Below are 19,238 nucleotides of genomic sequence, written 5' to 3'. Positions count from 1 at the left end.
CCGAACCGGCGGGCCGCCCCGATCACTTGGACGTGCTCATGTCCGACCTGCTCCGCTCCCTCTACACCCGCCGCCTGCGCCGCGAGGTCATGGCGGGCCCCGTGCCCCGGCACGTCGGGCTGATCATGGACGGCAACCGTCGCTGGGCCCGCCAGATGGGCATGGCCAACCCGAGCCTCGGGCACAAGGTGGGCGCCGAGCACGTCGAGGAGGTGCTCTCCTGGTGCGAGGCCCTGGGGATCCACCACGTCACCGTCTTCCTGTGCTCGACCGAGAACCTCCAGCGCCGGGGCGACACCGAAGTCGCCTACCTGATGCGGCTGATCGAGCAGGTGGTCGCCGATCGCCTCACCCGCCCGGACGCCCGCTGGCAGGTCCACCTCGCCGGGATGACCGACGCCTTGCCCGACAGCACCGCCCGCGCCCTCAAGGAGGCGGTCGAGGCCACCCGCACCTGCACCACCGGCGCCCATGTCACCCTGGCCGTCGGCTACGGCGGCCACCAGGAGGTCGTCGACGCCATGCGCGACCTGATGTACGCGCGAGCCGAGTCCGGCGCGTCACTGACCGAGGTCGCCGACACCCTGACCGTCGACGACATCGCCCCGCACCTCTACACCGCCGGCCGGCCCGATCCCGACCTCGTCATCCGCACCAGCGGCGAGCAGCGGCTCTCCAACTTCCTGCTCTGGCAGAGCGCCTACTCGGAGCTGTACTTCTGCGAGGCGTACTGACCCGCGTTCCGTGAGGTCGACTTCCTGCGCGCCGTCCGCAGCTTCGCCGCCAGGCAGCGGCGCTACGGCGGCTGAGCCGGCCGGAGCATCCGCCGACACGCGCGGCGTCGGGTGTGTGCCGGGTTGTCAAAACTGCCTCCTGGAACGATCGTTGGTGCAAGTACCGTAGAATCTCGAGCAGGATTGAGGTCGAGATCGATCTCTGCGTCGCTGTGCAGAAAGTCGGCCCGGCCGACTTCCTTCGCAGGAGCGCGCGGGATCATCGCTGTGGAGGTGGATGGTGATCCCGCAGTCATTCCCGGGCGAGTACGCCGATGATCACGGTGCGGAGCCGGTCACATGGCGGTTCGAGCCGCTGGCCGGAACGCCGATGCTGGGCTTCGAGATTCACTCCACCGTGCGCGGCGTCGGCGTCTGCGGGGGCGACTTCGACAGCCTGGAGCCGGTCGACGCGCCCGCCGCGGTCGAGGCCGGCCTCTTCCTCGACGCCTTCGGTGCCCTGACGGCCTGTGTCCTCACCGGCGACCTCCCGTGCACCCTGGAAGGGCCTGCGGGCGAGCAGCTGTTCCCGATCCGGTTCGCTGTGGAGCTGCGCGAGGGCGAAGCGCCGCGGCGCGAACCGGTCATTCGGCTGTCCATCGACCTCGAGGGGCAGACCTTCTCGGTGGTGGACGATCGGTTCGAGGACGGCCTGCTCCGGCTGGCGGCCGCGCTGCCGGACGGCTTCCGCTTCCGCAGCTGCCTCACGTGCCTCTTCTCCGACTACTCTCCGGCCGGCAACCCTCTGCTGGGAATCCGCTGCCATCGCGATGACAGGGCGCAGTACCTGGCAATGACGGGCAAACGCGACTACTGGTCGGTGCCGATGACGGAGGAGGTGCCGGAGACGTACCTGTGTGGGGAGTTCGAGCCCCGTGTACGCGGCACCGGATACCGGGGTTGAAACTCCGGTCCGTCCGGCCGATGAACCCCCTCACGCGGACCGGCGTCCACCGCCGGTCCGTCCGGCCACGGACCGTCAGATGCTCCGCAGGGCACGGCCCGGGCGGCACCTGCCGCGCCTACCCCTCCGGGGCGGGGCGCAGGGCCATGTAGCCGTCCAGGGGGCCGAAGCCGAGGGAGCGGTAGAGCGGGGCGCCGGCGTCGGTGGCGCGCAGTTCGATCGATCCGCAGCCGGCCGTCCGGAGGCCGTCGATCAGGGCGGCGGTGACGGCGCGGGCGTGGCCGAGGCGTCGGTGGGCGGGGTCGGTGACCACCGCGTGGATGCGGCCCCACAGGCCGGTCGGGTGGGTCGGGCCGAGGTAGCCGCGGTAGACGATGCCGATGGCGCACGAGGCCAGGGTGTGCCCGTCGGCGGGGACGACGTACGCGAGTAGGTGCGGGTCGGTGCCGAGGCGGGCGCGCATGTCGTCGCGGAAGGTGGAGCGCCAGGCGTCGGTGAGCTCGAGCCCGTCGAGGACTTCGACGCGCAGGCGCATCAGTTCGTCGGCGTCCTGCGGACCGGCGGGGCGTACGGGGCGTACGGCGGGACCGGGCACGGTGGTTCCTCCGGTAGTGGCTAGGTCGGCCAGCCGATGGTGGAGAGCGGGTTGCCGCGGGTGATCTCGCCGAGGGCGTGCGCGGTGTAGGGCACCGTGTCGTGCGGCAGCCGGTCGAGGGGCCAGCGGCGCAGTTCCTCGCACTTGTGCGGCTCGGCGTTGCGGAGCCGGCCCTCGTAGTGGGCGGCGCGGAAGAAGAGCTGGAGGCGGCTGCGGCCGTCGTCGGCGTCGAGGTGGTGCAGGGTGTGGACGAGGGTGAGGTCGTGCTCGGCGACGGTGATGCCGAGTTCCTCCTCGGCCTCGCGCGCCATCGCTCGGGTCACGGCCTCGCCGTGTTCCATGTGTCCGGCCGGGAGGTGCCACAGGCCGGCGGCGTAGCTGGTGTTGCGGCGGCGCCCGAGCAGGACCTCGCCCTGGTCGAGGAGGACGAGGTGGACGCCGACGACCAGGGTGACCGGGTCCGTTTCCGGGTGGGTCACGGGGCGGCGCTCCCTCGGGCGGCGACCGCGCGGAGGTGGTCGGCGAAGAAGCGGGGCGGGTCTCCGCCCATGCGGGCGAGCATCACGAGGGCGGAGACGGCCACGTCGCACGCCTCCTTGCGGACGTCGTCCCAGTCGTGGGAGTGGCCCTTGCGGGGGTTGACGCCGAGGGCTCCGATGACGGCTTCGGCGACCTCGCCGGCCTCCTCCTGGAGCTTGAGGGCCTGGAGGGTCCAGCGTTGCTCGTCGCTGCGGTCGGAGTGTGAATCGAGGCGGGCAGCAAGGGAGTTGATGATCGTCCAGGTGTCTTCCACGGGGGAGAGCCTGCCCCTGTTCGAATCGGTCGATCAAGCTGGGAGGTTCCCGGCGAGCCCGGGTCTTTTCGATTGTTCGTGCTGCTTCGGGTGAGAACGCCTCCGACGCTTGAGGGAGTGGGAGGAGGCCGGAAGGCGTGGGCGGACCGGGAAGGGCTGACGAACCGTTCGTGGGGAGGGACGCTCGGGCCATGAGTGAGGAATCCGAGCGGCTGGCGAAAGCGCTGATCGAGTACCGGGAAGCCGAGGGCATCTCCGTGAGTGAGCTCGCCTACCGGACCGAGTTGAGCATCGCGACCATCCGGGTCCATGAACAAGAGGGTGGGCAGACTCCCACCTCGTTCTCGGCCCGGCGCTTCGAGGAGGTTCTCGGCTGGGAGCCGGGCAGCATCCCGAGCAGGGACCGGGAGCCCGAGGAGGGCGAGCCTTCGTCGGAGTGACGAGGCGCCGCACGTCCCGGGGCCGTGGGCCGTTCACGGGTGCCGGTGTGATCTATCCCACGTCCGCCGGATTTCGCCCGCTGCGGTCGCGTGCCCGGCGCCGGTGGCAGGGGTGAGGTACGCCGACCTGCGGATTCGGGTGTCTGGTGTGTGGACGGGCGCGCCGGGAAGGTGGCCTGTTCCCGTTCCGGCCGTGGATGCGGTTCAACCGCTTCCCCTTGTTCATCCGTTCGTCATGGGACGGTCGGCCGTTGGAGGCCGGGCCGGACGAGACGTTGGGAGACGGGCGATGGGGCGAGTGCTGGAGCAGCTGGTGGGGGACGCGGGTGCCTTCGCCAAGACGCTGGAGGAGCGCAGGCCGCAGCTGTTCCGGCCTGACGGGTGGCCCGCCGGGCTGCCGCGGCCGCAGGAGCTGGACGCGGTGCTGCGCGGCGGGCTGCTGCGGGTGCCGTACGTGGAGATGGTGCAGGACGGCGAGGTCGTGGCGCCGGAGCGGTTCTGCACCGCCCGTACGGTGGCCGGGCGGCGGGAGGACGGGTGGGCCGACCCCGAGCGGATCGCCGAGCTGCTCGGCGAAGGCGCGACCCTGCTGCTCCCGCAGCTGGACCAATGGCACGGCCCCGTACGGGCGTTGGCCACGGACATCGCGCTGCGTCTGGGCCGTCGGACCGAGGCGTTCTGCTTCGCGACGGGGGCCGGGCGGCGCGGGCTGGACGTGCACCGGGACGACGCGGACGTGCTGGTGGTGCAGCTGGCGGGGGAGAAGGAGTGGACGGTCCACGAGGCGCCGGCGGACGGCCGGTGGCGCCCGGGGCTCGCGCCCGAGCCGGGGCCCGTGGCGCTGCACACGGTGCTCGCGCCGGGGGAGGTGCTGTACGTGCCGCGGGGCGCGCCGCATGCGGCGGTGGGGCGTCAGGGGCTGTCGGTGCACCTGTCGTTCACCGTGCGGGAGGCGGGTGTGGGGCGGCTGCACGCGGCGGTCGGCGAGTTCCTGGCCGGCGGCGCGGAGGAGGAGGGCCTGCCCGAACGGCCGGGGACGGACGAGGAGTTGCTCGCCGCGGCCGGTGAGGTGCTGCGGCTCAGCCGGGAGCGCCTGGCCGGGCTGACTCCGCAGGAGCTGGTGCGGCTGGCGCGGGGACCGCTGCCCGCGCCCGCGCCCGCGCCGGACTCGCCGGACTCGCCGGGGCCGCTGGGCGGTTGATCAGGAGGGAAACACGACCGGGCGCGGCTGCCCGGACCGTACGAACGGTCCGGGCAACCGCGCCCGGCGGTACCCGTACTGCTACGGGATCAGGCGGATCGCGCTGATCAGATGCAGTACGGGCGGGTGCAGGAGCCTTCGCACGAGATGCTGAACGCCGCTTCCTCCTGCTCGCCGGTCTCGGCGGCGACGAGGTCCTGGACGTCGAGGTCGAACAGCTCCTGCATGTCGTTCGCCATGAGGGTCTCCTTCCGTCGGTGCCGCGACTGCCGCGGCGGACTGCAGCGGACGTTAGGCACTCGTCGTAGGGCCGGACAATGACTGCACTCGGATGAATAGGCGAATTCAGCCAACTATTGATGACTTCTGATCAACCGTGGACAGTTTTCGACCATCGGGATAGAACGAGCCGACGGACGACACGGGGCACGACGCACGACGCACGAAGCGCGAATCACACGTCACGAGGCACGGGAGCGGCACGGTGGGCAAGAAGACGCGCGGGACGGCCCGGGACGTGCTGTTCACCGCGACCGATCCCGTCCTGCTGCGCACACCCGCCGTTGCCCGCCTGCACCGGAACGCCGCCGGGCCGGGCGACGAGGGCCCGTCGGCCTACCTCGCCGAGGCCGCCGCCGACCCGGTGTTGCGCGAGGCGATCGAGGTGTCCAGCCCCTCCCTGGCCGATGTCCTCGATCAGGCAGCCGCCGCCTTGGGCCCCGCCGCCTTGCACCCTGCCGCCTTGGGCCCGGCCGTTGCCCTGCGCCCCGCCGCTGCGGGCCGCGCCGCCGAGGCCGTCGGGCGCTACCGGCTGCGGATGGCCACCCGCCCGACCCCCTTCGGGCTGATGGCCGCCGTCGCGACGGGCCGCTTCGACGCCCGGGCCAAGGTCCGCTGGGACGGTGCCGAGCGCCGCACGTTCCGCCCCGACCTCGGCTGGCTGCTCCCGCTCCTGGACCGGCTGTGCACCGAGCCGCAGGTACTGGCCGGGCTGCGGCTGGCCGCCGACCAGCAGGTCGTTCTGCGCGGCGACCGGCTCGTCCTGCCGTACCTGCCCGAGCGGGGCGCCGCCACCGGTGGGGACGCGGACGCGCAGCCCGTCACCGAGCGGACCGTCCGCGCCACCGCCGCCGTCCGGGCCGCCGTCCGCCATGCCGCCCGTCCGCTGCGCCACGCCGACCTGCTCGCCGCCCTGGCCGCCGACTTCCCCGCCGCCCCGGCCGAGGCGATCACCGGGCTGGTGCGCACGCTGGTCGCCCAGGGGTTCCTGCTCACCGACCTGACACCGCCGCCGGACAGCACGGACCTGCTCGGTCACGTCCTCGAGCGGCTGCCCGACGGGCACCCCGTGCGCGCCGAACTCGCCTCCGTACGAGACCTGTTGGCGCAGGCTGCCGCCTCGCCGCGCGGGCAGGCCACCACCGCGCTGCGTGAGGCGCGGCGGCGGATGACCCGCCTTTCGCCCGCCGACCGACCCCTCCACGCCGACCTCGCGCTGGACGCGGAGGTGGTCCTGCCCGAGCAGGTCCGCACCGAACTGGAGCACACCGCCACGGTCTTGTGGCGGCTCTCACCACCGGCCACCGCACCCGAGCACCTGCGCGCCTACCACGCCGAGTTCGTCGAGCGGTACGGCACCGACAGCCCGGTCCCGCTCGCCGAACTGCTCGACCCCGACACGGGCCTCGGCCCGCCCGCCGGCTACCGGCGCCCGGCAGGCGCGCGGGGCGCGGCGACCCCGCAGCCCGCCCGCGCCCGCAGCGACGCCGACGCGGCGCGCGACCGCCTGCTGGCCGAGCTCGCGGCGGGCGCGCTCGCCGACCGGGAGCCCGGCGGGCCGCTGCCCGAGGTCGTCCTCGACGACGAATTGCTCGCCCGGCTGGTCCTCCAGCAGCAGGAGGGCGGCGCCGCCGACACCCCGCCCGCCTCCATGGAGCTGTACGCCGAACTCGCCGCCGACTCGCTCGACGCCCTGGACGACGGGCGGTTCCGCCTCGTACTCTCGCCGACCGCCGGCAGCGACCGCGCCGGGGCCACCTTCGGCCGGTTCGCCGCCCAGCTCGGCGGTGGCGCCCTCCTGGCCGCTGCCGCCGGCCTCGAGGACGGTGAAGTCCTGGACGCACACCTGGAGTTCACCCCCTACCGCGCCCGCCACGCCAACATCGCGCTCACCCCGCGCTGGCTCGACCACCGCGTGACCGTCAGCGCCTTCCCCGAGGACGGCGGCCCCGCCGTGATCCCGCTGGACGACCTCGTCGTCCTCGCCGACACCGAGCGCCTCAGCGTCCACTCCCGCAGCCTCGGCCGCGAGATCCGCGCCACCGCCCACCACGCGCTCAACCTGCGCACCGGCGCCCCCAACGCGGCCCGCTTCCTCCAGGAGGTCGCGCTCACCGGGCAACGCCCCTGGCAGCCCTGGGACTGGGGCGCCGCCGCCAGTGCCCCCGCGCTGCCCCGCGTTCGGCGCGGCCGGGTCGTCCTCGCCCCCGCCGCCTGGCGCCTCACCGACCCCGTGCCGCCCGCCGACAGCCCGTACGAGCAGTGGGCGCAGGGCCTCGCCCGGTGGCGCCGCCGCTGGGGCGTACCCGCCGCCGTGCGGCTGCTCAGCGGCGACCAGCGCATCGGCCTCGACCTCGACGACCCCTGGCACCTCCGCCTCCTGCACAGCCAGGCCCGCTCCGGGCGGCCCACCGTGCTCCAGGAGGACCTCGCGGGGGACGGCGGCTGGCTGCGCGGTCACGTCACCGAACTCGTCGTCCCGCTGCGCCGCGCCGCGCGCCCGGCCGACTCCCCGGCACGCCGGCCGCTGCCCGCCGCTCACGCCCGTACGCCCGAACTCCCCGGCGGCCCCTGGCTGTTCGCCCGCCTCGCCGCCACCGAGGCCCGCCACGACGAGATCCTCGCCGACCACCTGCCCCGCCTCCTCGCCGCCCTGCCCGGCGACGTGGACCGCTGGTTCTTCATCCGCTACCGCGACCCCGCGCCCCACCTGCGGCTGCGCTTCCACGGCACCCCGCCCGCCCTCGCCGCGGACCTGCTGCCCGCCGTCCACGACTGGGCCCATGACCTGCGCCGCGCCGGGCTCGCCGCCGACCTGCGACTGGACAGCTACGCGCCCGAGACGGACCGGTACGGCGGACCGGACGCCCTCGCCCACGCCGAGCGCGTCTTCCACGCCGACAGCCTCGTCGCCGTCGAGACGCTGCGCCTGGCCCGCGCCTCCCGTACGGTGCCCGGTGCACTGCTCGCCGCCGTCAACCTCACCGGCACCGCCCGGGACTTCCTGGCGGCGCGCGCCGCCGCGCCGCCCGTCGGCGCCTGGATCGCCGCCACGTACCCCAAGTCCGAACAGCACCACCAGGCATTCCGCACCCACCGCGCCGCCGCCCTGCGCGCCATCGGCCCGGACGGCCCCGCCACCCCCGGCGGGGGCCTCCTGCCCGCCGACCCGGCGCTCACCGCAGCCTGGCAGGAGCGCGGCGCCCGCCTCACCGAGTACGCCGCGCACCTCGCCCCGGAGTCCGCCGGCCCCGCCCTCACCTCCCTGCTGCACATGGGGCACAACCGCCTCATCGGCATCGACCGCGAAGCCGAACGCCGCGCCTACGCACTCGCCCGAGGCGCCCTCGAAGCCCACCGCACCCGCCCGACGAGTACAGGGGAGGGGGGCCGATGACCCCCGACGAAGCGGTCGAGGCCGTCGCCGCCCAACTCGCCAAACCCGAAGCCGCCTTCACCCCCGGGCTCGGCGCCGGCCACAGCGGCGCGGCGCTCGCCCTCGCCGTCCTCGCGGGCGAGGACCCCGCGCTGCGCCGGGCCGCGCACGGACAGCTCGCGGCCGCGGTCAAGGCCCCCGGGGCGATGCGCGGAGGCGGCCTCTACTCCGGCGCCGCCGCCGTGGCCTTCGCCGCCCGCACGATGGCGCGCGGCCCCGGCGAGTACCGGGGGCTGCTCGACGCCCTGACACCCCGGGTCGCCGAAACCGCCGCCGGACGGGTGGCCGCGCTGCGCGCCGACCTGGCGGCGGGGGCGGGACTGCGGGCACACACCTTCGACACCGTCTCGGGCGCCGCGGGCCTGGGCCGGCTGCTGCTCGCCCTGGACCCGCACGGACCGGCGCTCGCCGATCTCCTCGCCGCCCTGGTGGACCTGGCCGCGCCGACCGGCGAGCCGCTGCCGCGCTGGTGGACGGCCGGCGGCCCGGGGCTGCCCGGCGCGGACCCCGACCACCCCCGAGGCCACGTCAACCTCGGCCTGGCACACGGGATTCCGGGCCCGCTCGCGCTCCTGTCCCTGGCCCGCCTCCACGACGTGCGGGTGCCCGGACACGATGAGGCGATCGAGGCGCTGGCACTCGGACTCACCGCCCACCGGCTTCCCACCGGCGGCTGGCCGATGACCGTACCCGTCGAGGACGTGGAGTCGGGCCGGCCACCCGCCGACGCACCCACCCGGGCCGCCTGGTGCTACGGCACCCCGGGCGCCGCCCGCGCACTCCACCTCGCCGGCACCGCCCTGGCCCGCGACGACTGGCGCACCACCGCCGTCACCGCCCTCGCCGCCACCCTGGCCGACCCCGCCACCTGGCACCTGTCCGGCCCCGGACTCTGCCACGGCACCGCCGGCCTGCTCCGGATCACCCGACGCATGGCCGAGGACGCCGCCTCCCTGGCGGCTCACCTCCCCGCCCTCACCGCCACCACCACCCGCGACCTCACCGCCGCCCTCGCCGTCGGAGAACCCGCCACCCTCCTGGAGGGCACCGCCGGCGCCGCCCTCGCCCTCCACCCGGCCGACGGGAGCTGGGACGCCTGCCTACTCCTCAGCTGAGCCGGGCCGGGCACCGCACGCTGGACGAGTTGTTCCGAATGATCGTCAGTGGTCGTAGGCGATCAGGGATCGTGGGACGGGTTGGCCTGTCCTGTGGTGGTGCCAGACAGCCGCGGCCATCGCGAGGATGCGCTGAGCGACGTCCGAGGTGACGTTCGTGGACTCGGCGACTGCACTGTGCCCGGACGCGAGCCTGGCGGCGATTCTGCGGTCGCTTTCCTCGAAGCCGTCCGTCCGCCGCCTCCGAGTCCGCGTCGGCGGGTGACGTGCCGAAGAGTTCCGCGCGGATCTCGTCGCTGGACACCACGGTTTCCACGGTGATCTGCCGACGCTCGATCAGTGCCCGGACGAAGCTGGTCGTCCACGGGTCCATCCTGCCGTGCGGCGCGTGCCCCGGCAGCGACCGCCCGGCGTGATCCGAAAGACACGGCCTAAGCGTCGAGCACCTGGCTGTCGCGCTTCACGACCGGTGGCTCCGTCGACCACGGGAAGTTGATCCAGTCGTCGGTCTTCTTCCACACGTACTCGCAGTTCACCAGTGAGTGCGACTTCTCGTAGATGACGGCGGAGCGCACCTCCGCGACGTGCTCGAGGCAGAAGTCGTGCACCAGCTTCAGCGTCTTGCCGGTGTCGGCCACGTCGTCGGCGATCAGGACCTTCTTCCCGGAGAAGTCGATCGCGTCGGGGACGGGCGCCAGCATGACGGGCATCTCGAGCGTGGTGCCCACCCCGGTGTAGAACTCGACGTTCACCAGGTGCAGGTTCTTGCAGTCCAGCGCGTACGCCAGCCCTCCGGCCACGAACACCCCGCCACGGGCGATGCTCAGGATCAGGTCGGGCTCGTACCCGTCGTCGGCGATCGCCTGCGCGAGTTCGCGCACCGCCCGGCCGAATGTCTGGTAGTCCAGCGTCTCGCGCATGTCAGTCACAGCGACCAGTGTCCCCGTTCACCCGCCCGGCGGCGAGTACCGGCGCGCCCCCGGGTGGAAGCGGTGATCGATCAGGTGCTCGAGGAGCGCTTCCGTGGACCGTTCCACCCACGCCCAAAGGACGGCCTGAGGCCGGTCGACGGCCACAGGTTGGCCGAGCGCGGTCCGGCTCCTAGGATCCGGTGGCTATGGGGGAATCCGTTCGTGGCCGTCGGCGCGCGGCTCGCATCGCCGCTGTGGCGGCGGGTGTGGTGGCTGGACTGGGCGTGCTGTTCGTCGTACTGCTCACCCTTCCGGGGTTCGTGGTGGACCACGACCTCGCCGGTGACCACGTCGCCGCCGCCGAGCGGTTGAGCGCCGTGAACAACGTGCGCACCACGCTGCTGCAGGCGGTCGGCGGCGGGGTCGTCCTGTTCGGCGCCTATGCGACCTGGCGGCAGCTGCGCGTCAGTCAGGAGGGGCTGAACGCGACCCGGGAGGGCCATGTCACCGATCGTTTCAGCCGGGCCGTGGAGCAGTTGGGCAGCGAGAAGCTGGACGTACGGATCGGCGGCATCTACGCGCTGTGGCGGATCGCGGACCACTCCGGCCGTGACCACGAGGCGGTCGTCTCGATCATGGCGGCGTACCTGCGGACGCACCTGCCCTGGCCGCCGCTGGACCCGGCGGCCCCGGCGGCGGAGGTGTCCGTCAACGCGGTGCGCCCGCTGGAGACCCGGGCCGCGGACGCTCAGGCGGCGCTGACCTGTCTCGGGGTCCTGGGGCAGGAACGCGCCCCGGGGTGGCTCAACGTCAGCTTCACCGACCTGCGGCGGGCCGACTGCGACGGGCTGTGGCTGGGCGGCGTCAACCTCGACGGGACGTGTCTGGAAGCGGCGAGCGTGTACCGGGTCGACCTGAGCGGGGTGTCGTTGATCGCGGCCAACCTGCGGCACGCCGAACTCGGGACGTCGGTCCTGCGGCAGGCCCGCTGCCTCGAGGCCGATCTGCGCGGCGCACGCCTGGTCAAGGCGGACCTGGGCGGGGCGGACCTCTCCGGTGCGGACCTGAGGGAGGCGAATCTGCGCAAGGCCCGCGCCCATGGAGCCGTGCTCGCCGGCGCGGACCTGCGAGCGGCCGACCTGCGGGGCTGCGACCTGGGCGGGGCGGACCTGCGTCAGGCGAGGCTGGAAGGCGCACTGGCGAGCGACCTGACGGTCTGGCCGACCGGATTCGACGCCCACGCGGCCGGCGTCGTCCTCGCCGCCGACCCCGGCGCCGAACCGGACAACCCGCTGCCCGCCGCCGCGATCACGAGGCAGGCCCCGCCCCTGGCGTCGAGCTGACGCCCCGGGCCGCCTCCCAGATCGGGTGGTCGAGGAGGAACCGCGCCGCCGACGCCGCCCCAGCGGCCGGGGCGCCGGCCGAGACGAGGGCTTCGCCGATCACCTCGGCCGCCTCGCCCGGCAGAGCCGTTCGGTCGAGTACTGGGTGATCACCGGGCAGACACCCGAGGACTGCTCACAGCACCGCAGGGTGCGCCCTGCGCAGGAAGTCAGCTCGGCCGACTTCCCGTGCAGGGCTCTACGGCGCCGACCGCGAATCCGGACGCCTCGTCCCAGGCGACGGCGCCCCACAGGTCGACGAGTGCCGTCCAGATGCGATCGACGAGCGGCCAGTCGGGCGAGTCCCCGCTGAGGGTGATCGTGGCGAGCAGGTCGCAGCCCCAGATGCCGTGCGCGTCGTCGGGTGAGGCTTCGATCACCGACTCCGCGATCCAGGCCGTCCCCACCTGCACCTCAAGCTCCAGCCGGTCGGCCGACCCGCCCGTGCCCAGCGCGTACGCGGCGACCTCGTCGACGAACGGGCCGCGCCCCTCCGCCAGCAGGGGCGCACCGGCGGAGAGCAGTTCGTCCAGGAGGCGGTCCAGCGCCTCCAGTCCGTTCTCCTCGCCCGAGCGGCAGAAGAACGTGAGCCGGTATGCCATGGTCGGTTCCCCAGCCTCCTGATGTGCCTCGACCGGGTCAGGATAATGGCGGGTGTTCGAGCGTCGGGGAGGGGAGTACGAGGTGGACGGACGGGCGGTGCCTCCGCTGGACCCGGAGGTGGCGGCGGCGGTCGGCGGCGCACGGCAGGTGCTCACCCCGGAGAACCTGGCGGCCTGGCAGGAGCGTGACGCCACCGCCCGGCCCCGGCCCACGCTCGAACGGCTGCGGGACGGCGGCCGGTTCGAGGTGGAGGAGCTGCGCGTTCCGCGTCGCACGGACGGCGAGGGCGAGGGCGAGGGCGAGGGCGAGGGCGAGGGCGAGGTCACGCTGATCAGCGCCCGGCCCGCCGGGGCGGACGGGCCGCTGCCGCTGCTGTACTACCTGCACGGCGGCGGGATGGTGATGGGCAACGCGTGGTCCGTACTGCCGCGCCTGCTGGACGGGTGGGTACGGGAGTTGGGGCTGGCGGTCGTCTCCGTCGAGTACCGGCTGGCACCGGGCACCCGCTATCCGGGGGCGCTCGAGGACTGCTACGCCGGGCTCGCCTGGGCGGTCGAGCACGCGGACCGGCTCGGCGTGGACGCGCACCGCGTGATCATCGGCGGCAAGAGCGCCGGAGGCGGGCTCGCCGCGGCGCTCGCCCTGCTCGCCCGGGACCGCGGCGGCCCGGCCCCGGTCGGGCAACTGCTGCTGAGCCCGATGCTCGACGACCGCGGCGCCACCTTCTCCAGCCACCAGATGACCGGCCACGACACCTGGGACCGTACCTCCAACACCACCGCCTGGCAGGCCGCCCTCGGCGACCGCCACGGCGCCGCCGACCTCCCGCCGTACGCCGCCCCGGCTCGCGCCACCGACCTCTCCGGCCTGCCCCCGGCGTACGTCGAGGTGGGTTCCGCCGAAACCTTCCGCGACGAGGGCGTCGCCTACGCCAACACCATCTGGCAGTCCGGCGGCGACGTCGAACTCCACGTCTGGTCCGGCGCCTGCCACGGCTTCGACACCCTCGCCCCGACCGCCACCCTCAGCCGCGACGCCCACGAGGCCCGCACCCGCTGGCTGCGCCGGATCCTCCACCGGTGAGGCGGCGCGGGGACCGTCGCGGAGACCTTCCCCCTGCGCAGCGCAGGTCGTGACCCCCCGGCCGGGTTCCGCAGGAAAACCGTTCGCGGCCCCGAGGGCGGTGAGCCGAGACTGATGGGTCGACCATGTCGGACAGGAAGGCCAGCGACCGCTGATGTACAACCGTGACACCCTGCCCTTCCCCGAGAACCGCGTGCCCTCCGTCACCTACGAGGGCATTCGGACCTGGGAGGAGTTCGATCCTGCCCGTCACCCGTTCGTCTGGGACGAGGACGAGGAGGCCCGACTCCGGTCGCTGGTCCGGGAGTGGGTGCCGCCCGTGCTCTCCGGGATGGCCGGCTGGTGGCAGGGCGAGGACTGGTGCGAATCCCAGGTGGACGCGGTCATCCGGGAGCGTTACGGCACCTGGGCCTGGGGATGGAGGTGGCGCCACTACGACGGAGGGCCCATCGGCAGCTGGGCCAGCGGGCGGGGCTCGGTGACGACCCCCGAGGAGACGGCGGAATGCGTCGTGTCCGCCCTGTTGGAGTGGCGGGAGTGGTTGGAGCGCACGGCCCGGCTCTTCGCCGACCTGGCGCCGCCGCCGGACGCCTCGCCGGAGGACCGCAGCTGGCACCTGGAACGGGCCTGTGTTCGGCTCGTGACCTACACGTTGGACTCGGGCGCGGAGGGTGGCTGGTACGGGCAGGCGTCGATCGTCCTGGGCTGGTTTCTCGCCAGCACCGGCATGGACCGCGTCGAAGCCGTGCGAGCGGTGGAGGTCGCGATCGGCGGCCGGTTCAGGAGCTGGGTCACCCCGGAGCGGACGCTGATCGATTCCGTCGGTGAGGACCTGGCCGTCGGCCTCACGGGCCACGCTCCGTACAGGGGCGATCGTGAGAGGGAGGCGCTGGAGGAGCTCCATGACCGCTACTGACAGCCTCGCGGTCTGGCTGCGCGTGCGCCGTGAGGTCGACTGGCAGGGCGCACCGGCCCTGCGGCGGGTCCCGCCCGGCCGCGACGGGTTCCGGTCCTGGTGCGAGGAGTCCGTGCGCCGGCACGATCCGGTGCGCGCCGAGCGCCTGCTCGCCGCACACGCCCTGGCCCGAGGCGATGCCGCACGCCGCGCCCCGCTGGACTTCGCGCTGCTGGCCGGTTGGCAGCGCGAGGTGCTGGCTGCGACCGCGGCACCGTTCCGCGTGGGCGACGCCTATGCGAAGGCCGGTCGCGAGCGCTACGGCCTGACCTCTCGCACGCGGGCCGACTTCGATTCCTGCCTGTGCGAGGCGACCGATCCGGACGTGCCGCTGGCGGCTCGCGCGGCCCGTGCCTATCTCGATGTGGCGTTCTTCCATCCCTTCGCGGATGGCAATGCCCGCGCCGCGCTGTTGACCCTGGTCCATGTCCTGGCCCGGGAGGGCGTCGTCCTTCCCGAGGTCGGCCCTCTCCAGATTGCCCGCTACGCGGACGACCGGGCAGGCGCGGCGGACCTTGCCGTTCTCATCGGGGTGCTCAACCGCCGCCGACACTGAGGCGGGAGGCGCGCCTGCCGCCCCTCGGGTCACAGCTGCACCGCTTGACAGGCAGCCGTGCGGCTGCCTAACGTAAAAGGCAGCCGAAAGGCTGCATATATCGAGAGGCGGCGATCACGGGTGCGGGCGGGCATGGACGAGGTGTTCAAGGCGCTGGCGGACCCGAGTCGGCGGGCGTTGCTGGACAGTCTGAACGTGCGGAACGGGCAGACGTTGCGGGAGCTGTGCGGCGGGCTCGACATGGCGAGGCAGTCCGTGAGCAAGCACCTGGCGGTGCTGGAGGAGGCCGGGCTCGTCACGACCGTGCGGCGGGGCCGGGAGAAGTTGCACTACCTCAACGCCGCGCCCGTGCACGAGATCGCCCACCGGTGGATCAGCCGTTACGACCGGGCCAGGGTCCAAGCCCTGGCGGACCTGAAACTCGCCCTGGAGGAGAGTCAGATGGACGCGCCGACCTTCGTCTACACCACGTACATCCGCACCACCCCGCAGAAGCTCTGGCAGGCGCTGACCGAGCCCGAGTTCACCCGGCGCTACTGGGCGACGGCCTTCACCACGGACTGGGCCGCCGGCTCGGAGATGACCTGGGACAACCACGGCGTGCTGATCAGCGACCCGGAGCAGGTCGTGCTGGAGTCGGAGCCCTACACCAAGCTCGCGTACACCTGGCACACCATGACCCCGGAGCTCGCCGAGCGCTTCGAGTGGAACGAGGAGTTCCTCGCCAAGCTCGCCGAGGAGCCCCGTTCGAAGGTCACCTTCACCATCGAGGAGGCGGTCGAGCACGTGGTGAAGCTGACCGTCGTGCACGACGGCTTCGCGCCCGGCTCGACCCTGGCCGAGATGGTCGGCCAGGGCTGGCCGGACGTGATCGCCAGCCTCAAGACCCTGCTGGAGACGGGGGAGCCGCTGCCGCAGGTGTTCTGAGCTGGGCGTTGCGGCCCGCCATCGCTCCGATGGCGGGCCGCTTTTGCATGGACATGGTTGGGTTGTCCGACTTTTCACCGTTGAGGGTGATCACGGATGCTCCGTACACCTGAGGTGGCTACGATCCAACCTTTGTGACGAATCATCAGTACTTTCGAAGAGATCAGGACTCCGCCGAGGTCGTCGTCCTCGGCGCCGGAGTCGCCGGGCTGACCCTCGCCAACCTGCTGCAGGCGGCGGGCGTCGAGTGCGTCGTCCTCGAGCGCGCCACCCGCGACCACATCCAGACCCGGGCCCGGGCCGGCTTCCTCGCCCCCGGCACCGTACGCGCCCTGGAGCGCCACGGCCTGGCCGAGGGCCTGCGCCGTCGCGGAGTGCCGCACGGCACCTGCGAGTTCCGCACCAGGAGCGGCGCCTTCCGCCTCGACTACCGGGAGCTGGGACGGCGCGAGCACCACACCGTCTACCCCCAGCAGGACCTGGTCACCGACCTGCTCGCGCACTACCTGGCGGGCGGGGGAGAGGTCCGCTTCGAGACGCGGGCCGTGAGTGTGGACGGCGCCGACGGGGCGAGGCCCACCGTCACCGTCCGTGACGCCGAGGGCCGCCCCGGCCGCTGGAGCGCCCGCTACGTCGCCGGCTGCGACGGCCGCCACGGCGCCGCCCGGGACTCCCTGCCCCCGACCGCCCGCCGCCACCGGCGCAACCACGGCGTCACCTGGCTGGGCCTGCTCGCGGAGGCGCCGCCCAGCCTGGACGCCGTCGGCTACGCGCTGCACGAGCGCGGCTTCGCCGGCCACATGGCCCGCACCCCCGAGATCACCCGCTACTACCTGCAGTGCGCACCCGGCACCCCGGCCGACGCCTGGAGCGAGCAGCGGATCTGGGACGAACTGGACCGGCGCATGTACGCGGCCGAGCTCGGACCGCTGCGGCGCGGCCCGGTCGTCCAGCGCAGCGTCATAGCGCTGGAGTCGGACGTCGTCGAACCGCTGCGCCACGGCTCGCTCCTGCTGGCCGGCGACGCCGCCAGCCTCCTCAGCCCCTCGGGCGCCAAGGGCGCCAACCTCGCCGTGCTGGAGGCCGAACTCCTCGCGGGCGCGCTCGTCGACGACCTCGTCCACGGCGACCCGGCGCCGCTGGAGCAATATTCCCGGCGATGCCTGGAGTACATCTGGCGGGCTCAGGAGTTCTCACACTGGATGGTCCAACTCCTGCACGCCCCAAGCGAGTCCGAGAACGAGGCGTCGTTCGAAGCGGCACTGCGCGACGCCCGGATCGACTCGCTGCGCACCTCACGCACCCACCAGGACTGGTTCGCCGAGAACTACCTCGGCCTCTGAGCTCGGCCACTGTCCAAGAAGCCACCGCACAAGATGCCACCGCCCGAGAAGGCACTGCACAAGAAGTCACCGTCCAAGAAGCCAAGCCGGCCCCCACGCCTGCCGAAGGACACCCGCACCATGACGACCACCATCGATGACACGGCGCGCCTGCGCGCGACCGCCGACTTCGTCCGGGAGCACGACACCGCCACGCTGCTCCCGCTCCTGCTGCCCGGCCTCGAAGGCCCCGAACTGCGGGCCCTGGCCGATCACTGCCGCTTCGCCCACGCCGCGCTGCTGGTCTTCCCGCCGGACGACGAGACCCTTCGCGCCCAACTGGCCGCCTGCGCCCTCGACCCCGACGCCCGGTTACAGCCCAGCGTCGTGGTCCGCGGCCGCCTGGCCCGCCGTCACCACCTCGACGAGTCCGCGCTGGAGGTGACCATCGCGCACCCGGCCGTCCCCGGCCCTCCTCCGGGTAGCAGGGAGGACGGGGAAGGGCTACGCACCGTCGAGGTGTTCGTCCTGACCGTGCCGCCCGGCTCGGACCTGGCCCACCTCGCCGCCCACGAGCGCGAGCACCAGCACGAGGCCCATCTCGCCTTCGAGGTCCGCCGCCCGGACGCGCTGCTCCTGCGCGGCCTGTGCGCGCTGCTGGCCCGCCACGGCGCGGCCCCGGACGGCGGCGGCTACACCCCGCACGAGGACGCCACCGTCCTGTACTTCACCGCCCCCGCGGGCTCCACGGCCGGGTACCGGCGCATCGAGCTCCACGCCCGTGGCGCCCACCACGCCGTCCTCGCCGACCATCTCAGGGAGGACTCCCTCAGGGAAGACTCCCTCAAGGAGGACTCCCTCAGGGAGGACTCCGACGCCCACCCTGCTGAAACGCTCCTGCGCCGCCTGACCGGCGCCTGGACCACCCAGGCCCTCGCCACCAGCGCCCGCATGGGCCTGCCCGACGCCCTGGACGCCCGCTCGCCCACCCGCCTCGACGCGCTCGCCCCGGCCCTCGGCGCCCACCCGAGGGCCCTGGCCACCCTCCTGGGCTACCTCGCCATGGCGGGCGTGGTCACCGAACACCCGGACGGCTACCGGCTCACCGAGACCGGCACCCTGCTGCGCGCCGACGCGGACGGCTCGATGCGGCCGCTGGCGCTGATGTACGGCGGCCCGTTCTACCGGTCCTTCGGCGCCCTGGAGCACAGCGTGCGCACCGGGGAGCCCGCCTTCGACCACCTCTTCGGCGAGCACCACTTCGAGCACTTCGCCCGCGACCCCGAGCTCGCCGACCTGTTCGACCGGTCCATGGCCGCCTCCTCCCGCATGTTCGACCCCCTGCCCGCCCACCCGGCCGTCACGGCGGCCCGTACGGTCGTCGACGTCGCCGGGGGCAACGGCGAACTGCTCGAACGCCTCCTCGCCGCCAACCCCGGCCTGCACGGCGTCCTGCTGGAACGCCCCCACGCCGTCGAGGCCGCGCGCCGCCGCCTCGATGCGAAGGGCCTCGGCCCGCGCTGCTCGTACGTCACGGGCGACTTCGCCGACGTCCCCGCCGACGCCGACCTGTACCTCCTGTCCCGGGTGCTGCACGACTGGGAGGACGAGCGCTGCGTCGAGATCCTGCGCCACCTAGCCCGCGCGATGCCCGCCCACGCGGACCTGCTCGTCGTCGAGCGGCTGCTGCCCGAGGACGGCTCGCCCTCGCTGGCCACCGCCTGGGACCTGCACATGCTGTGCAACACCGGCGGCCGCGAACGCCGCGCCGACCACTACGCCCGCCTGCTCGCCGAGGCGGGGCTGCGGCTGCTCGGCCACACCCCGCTGCCCCTGGAGGCCGCGGTGCTCCATGTGCGCAGGGCCGAGGCCGGGTGACGGTGCGTCGGGTGTGACCCTCGCTTGTGCGCAGCCGGCGCCGTTTGGGCCCGTGCTGTGTGGATCCGAGCCGCCCCGGCATGGA

The 19,238-nt window shown here is 73.6% G+C and carries 18 protein-coding genes and 2 pseudogenes; 13 read left to right on the top strand and 7 right to left on the bottom strand.

The features are described 5' to 3' along the window. The first annotated feature begins 38 nt into the window (after positions 1-38). Together uppS and IH61_RS0120085 are read left to right on the top strand one after the other, a co-directional pair. Positions 39-809 (top strand): annotated as a pseudogene (gene uppS, locus IH61_RS41145) (polyprenyl diphosphate synthase). A gap of 202 nt (positions 810-1,011) precedes the next feature. Next, positions 1,012-1,677, top strand: a complete 666-nt coding sequence (locus IH61_RS0120085; protein ID WP_031071693.1) for a DUF6304 family protein — start codon at positions 1,012-1,014, stop codon at positions 1,675-1,677. Positions 1,678-1,795: 118 nt separating this feature from the next. Here IH61_RS0120085 and IH61_RS0120080 read toward each other — a convergent pair whose 3' ends face one another. Genes IH61_RS0120080 through IH61_RS47785 form a run of 3 tightly spaced genes read right to left on the bottom strand, consistent with a single transcriptional unit; the run spans position 1,796 to position 3,065 of the window. Next, positions 1,796-2,272: a GNAT family N-acetyltransferase gene (locus IH61_RS0120080; RefSeq protein WP_037973126.1), complete on the bottom strand. Its 477-nt coding sequence runs from the start codon at positions 2,270-2,272 to the stop codon at positions 1,796-1,798. A gap of 20 nt (positions 2,273-2,292) precedes the next feature. Next, complete coding sequence (locus tag IH61_RS47790; protein WP_078911257.1) at positions 2,293-2,751, bottom strand: NUDIX hydrolase; 459 nt, start codon at positions 2,749-2,751, stop codon at positions 2,293-2,295. Next, positions 2,748-3,065, bottom strand: coding sequence for a MazG-like family protein (locus IH61_RS47785; RefSeq protein ID WP_037973125.1), 318 nt, complete (start codon positions 3,063-3,065; stop codon positions 2,748-2,750). Before IH61_RS47785 ends, IH61_RS47790 begins: the two co-directional genes overlap by 4 nt. Before the next feature lie 191 nt (positions 3,066-3,256). Here IH61_RS47785 and IH61_RS0120065 point away from each other — a divergent pair, with 191 nt between their 5' ends. Continuing rightward, a complete protein-coding gene (locus tag IH61_RS0120065; RefSeq protein ID WP_199823354.1) occupies positions 3,257-3,505 on the top strand; it encodes an XRE family transcriptional regulator in 249 nt (82 codons plus the stop codon). Between the two features lie 289 nt (positions 3,506-3,794). Beyond that, complete coding sequence (locus IH61_RS0120060; protein WP_158845113.1) at positions 3,795-4,706, top strand: JmjC domain-containing protein; 912 nt, start codon at positions 3,795-3,797, stop codon at positions 4,704-4,706. A 107-nt stretch (positions 4,707-4,813) separates the two neighbouring features. Here IH61_RS0120060 and IH61_RS49610 read toward each other — a convergent pair whose 3' ends face one another. Further along, on the bottom strand, positions 4,814-4,945 hold the full coding sequence (locus tag IH61_RS49610; protein ID WP_267884034.1) for a hypothetical protein: 132 nt from the start codon (positions 4,943-4,945) through the stop codon (positions 4,814-4,816). A gap of 245 nt (positions 4,946-5,190) precedes the next feature. Between IH61_RS49610 and IH61_RS0120050 the strand changes: the two genes are divergently transcribed. Together IH61_RS0120050 and IH61_RS0120045 are read left to right on the top strand one after the other, a co-directional pair. Further along, positions 5,191-8,382: a lantibiotic dehydratase gene (locus IH61_RS0120050; protein ID WP_051837513.1), complete on the top strand. Its 3,192-nt coding sequence runs from the start codon at positions 5,191-5,193 to the stop codon at positions 8,380-8,382. Beyond that, on the top strand, positions 8,379-9,536 hold the full coding sequence (locus IH61_RS0120045; protein ID WP_051837511.1) for a lanthionine synthetase LanC family protein: 1,158 nt from the start codon (positions 8,379-8,381) through the stop codon (positions 9,534-9,536). Before IH61_RS0120050 ends, IH61_RS0120045 begins: the two co-directional genes overlap by 4 nt. A 45-nt stretch (positions 9,537-9,581) precedes the next feature. Here the strand turns inward: IH61_RS0120045 and IH61_RS48660 are convergent. Beyond that, positions 9,582-9,677, bottom strand: a pseudogene (locus IH61_RS48660) (IS982 family transposase); the annotation flags it as partial. Between the two features lie 290 nt (positions 9,678-9,967). Continuing rightward, on the bottom strand, positions 9,968-10,456 hold the full coding sequence (locus IH61_RS0120040) for a phosphoribosyltransferase family protein (protein WP_031071676.1): 489 nt from the start codon (positions 10,454-10,456) through the stop codon (positions 9,968-9,970). Between the two features lie 257 nt (positions 10,457-10,713). On the opposite strand from IH61_RS0120040, the gene IH61_RS0120030 reads away from it, so the two are divergent. Continuing rightward, positions 10,714-11,790, top strand: coding sequence for a pentapeptide repeat-containing protein (locus IH61_RS0120030; protein ID WP_037973122.1), 1,077 nt, complete (start codon positions 10,714-10,716; stop codon positions 11,788-11,790). Between the two features lie 209 nt (positions 11,791-11,999). Here IH61_RS0120030 and IH61_RS0120025 read toward each other — a convergent pair whose 3' ends face one another. Then, positions 12,000-12,431, bottom strand: coding sequence for a hypothetical protein (locus IH61_RS0120025; RefSeq protein ID WP_031071673.1), 432 nt, complete (start codon positions 12,429-12,431; stop codon positions 12,000-12,002). A gap of 52 nt (positions 12,432-12,483) precedes the next feature. Here IH61_RS0120025 and IH61_RS0120020 point away from each other — a divergent pair, with 52 nt between their 5' ends. From IH61_RS0120020 to IH61_RS0119995, 6 genes are all read left to right on the top strand, one after another. Further along, entirely contained in the window at positions 12,484-13,515 is a 1,032-nt protein-coding gene (locus IH61_RS0120020) for an alpha/beta hydrolase (protein ID WP_234327260.1), read from the top strand. Between the two features lie 154 nt (positions 13,516-13,669). Continuing rightward, positions 13,670-14,431: a hypothetical protein gene (locus tag IH61_RS0120015; protein ID WP_234327259.1), complete on the top strand. Its 762-nt coding sequence runs from the start codon at positions 13,670-13,672 to the stop codon at positions 14,429-14,431. Continuing rightward, positions 14,418-15,026, top strand: a complete 609-nt coding sequence (locus IH61_RS44685) for a Fic family protein (protein ID WP_078911255.1) — start codon at positions 14,418-14,420, stop codon at positions 15,024-15,026. Before IH61_RS0120015 ends, IH61_RS44685 begins: the two co-directional genes overlap by 14 nt. A 132-nt stretch (positions 15,027-15,158) precedes the next feature. Then, positions 15,159-15,953, top strand: a complete 795-nt coding sequence (locus IH61_RS0120005; protein ID WP_031071665.1) for an ArsR/SmtB family transcription factor — start codon at positions 15,159-15,161, stop codon at positions 15,951-15,953. A 134-nt stretch (positions 15,954-16,087) separates the two neighbouring features. Continuing rightward, positions 16,088-17,296: a 4-hydroxybenzoate 3-monooxygenase gene (locus IH61_RS0120000; RefSeq protein ID WP_051837507.1), complete on the top strand. Its 1,209-nt coding sequence runs from the start codon at positions 16,088-16,090 to the stop codon at positions 17,294-17,296. A 120-nt stretch (positions 17,297-17,416) separates the two neighbouring features. Beyond that, positions 17,417-19,153: a methyltransferase gene (locus IH61_RS0119995; protein ID WP_037973121.1), complete on the top strand. Its 1,737-nt coding sequence runs from the start codon at positions 17,417-17,419 to the stop codon at positions 19,151-19,153. The last annotated feature ends 85 nt before the right edge of the window (positions 19,154-19,238 follow it).

Source organism: Streptomyces sp. NRRL WC-3742, assembly GCF_000720635.1.
Classification (GTDB): domain Bacteria; phylum Actinomycetota; class Actinomycetes; order Streptomycetales; family Streptomycetaceae; genus Kitasatospora.
Note: the sequence above shows the minus strand (reverse complement) of the source record. Positions and strands in the feature narration are given on the sequence as shown.

Excerpts from the sequence above, each read along its gene's own strand:
- IH61_RS49610 (WP_267884034.1), bottom strand. The coding sequence starts at position 4,945 with ATGGCGAACGACATGCAGGAGCTGTTCGACCTCGACGTCCAGGACCTC.
- IH61_RS0120045 (WP_051837511.1), top strand. The coding sequence starts at position 8,379 with ATGACCCCCGACGAAGCGGTCGAGGCCGTCGCCGCCCAACTCGCCAAA.
- IH61_RS0120065 (WP_199823354.1), top strand. The coding sequence starts at position 3,257 with ATGAGTGAGGAATCCGAGCGGCTGGCGAAAGCGCTGATCGAGTACCGG.
- IH61_RS0120005 (WP_031071665.1), top strand. The coding sequence starts at position 15,159 with ATGGACGAGGTGTTCAAGGCGCTGGCGGACCCGAGTCGGCGGGCGTTG.
- IH61_RS0120015 (WP_234327259.1), top strand. The coding sequence starts at position 13,670 with ATGTACAACCGTGACACCCTGCCCTTCCCCGAGAACCGCGTGCCCTCC.
- IH61_RS0120060 (WP_158845113.1), top strand. The coding sequence starts at position 3,795 with ATGGGGCGAGTGCTGGAGCAGCTGGTGGGGGACGCGGGTGCCTTCGCC.
- IH61_RS0120040 (WP_031071676.1), bottom strand. The coding sequence starts at position 10,456 with ATGCGCGAGACGCTGGACTACCAGACATTCGGCCGGGCGGTGCGCGAA.
- IH61_RS0120025 (WP_031071673.1), bottom strand. The coding sequence starts at position 12,431 with ATGGCATACCGGCTCACGTTCTTCTGCCGCTCGGGCGAGGAGAACGGA.
- IH61_RS0120085 (WP_031071693.1), top strand. The coding sequence starts at position 1,012 with ATGGTGATCCCGCAGTCATTCCCGGGCGAGTACGCCGATGATCACGGT.
- IH61_RS44685 (WP_078911255.1), top strand. The coding sequence starts at position 14,418 with ATGACCGCTACTGACAGCCTCGCGGTCTGGCTGCGCGTGCGCCGTGAG.
- IH61_RS0119995 (WP_037973121.1), top strand. The coding sequence starts at position 17,417 with ATGACGACCACCATCGATGACACGGCGCGCCTGCGCGCGACCGCCGAC.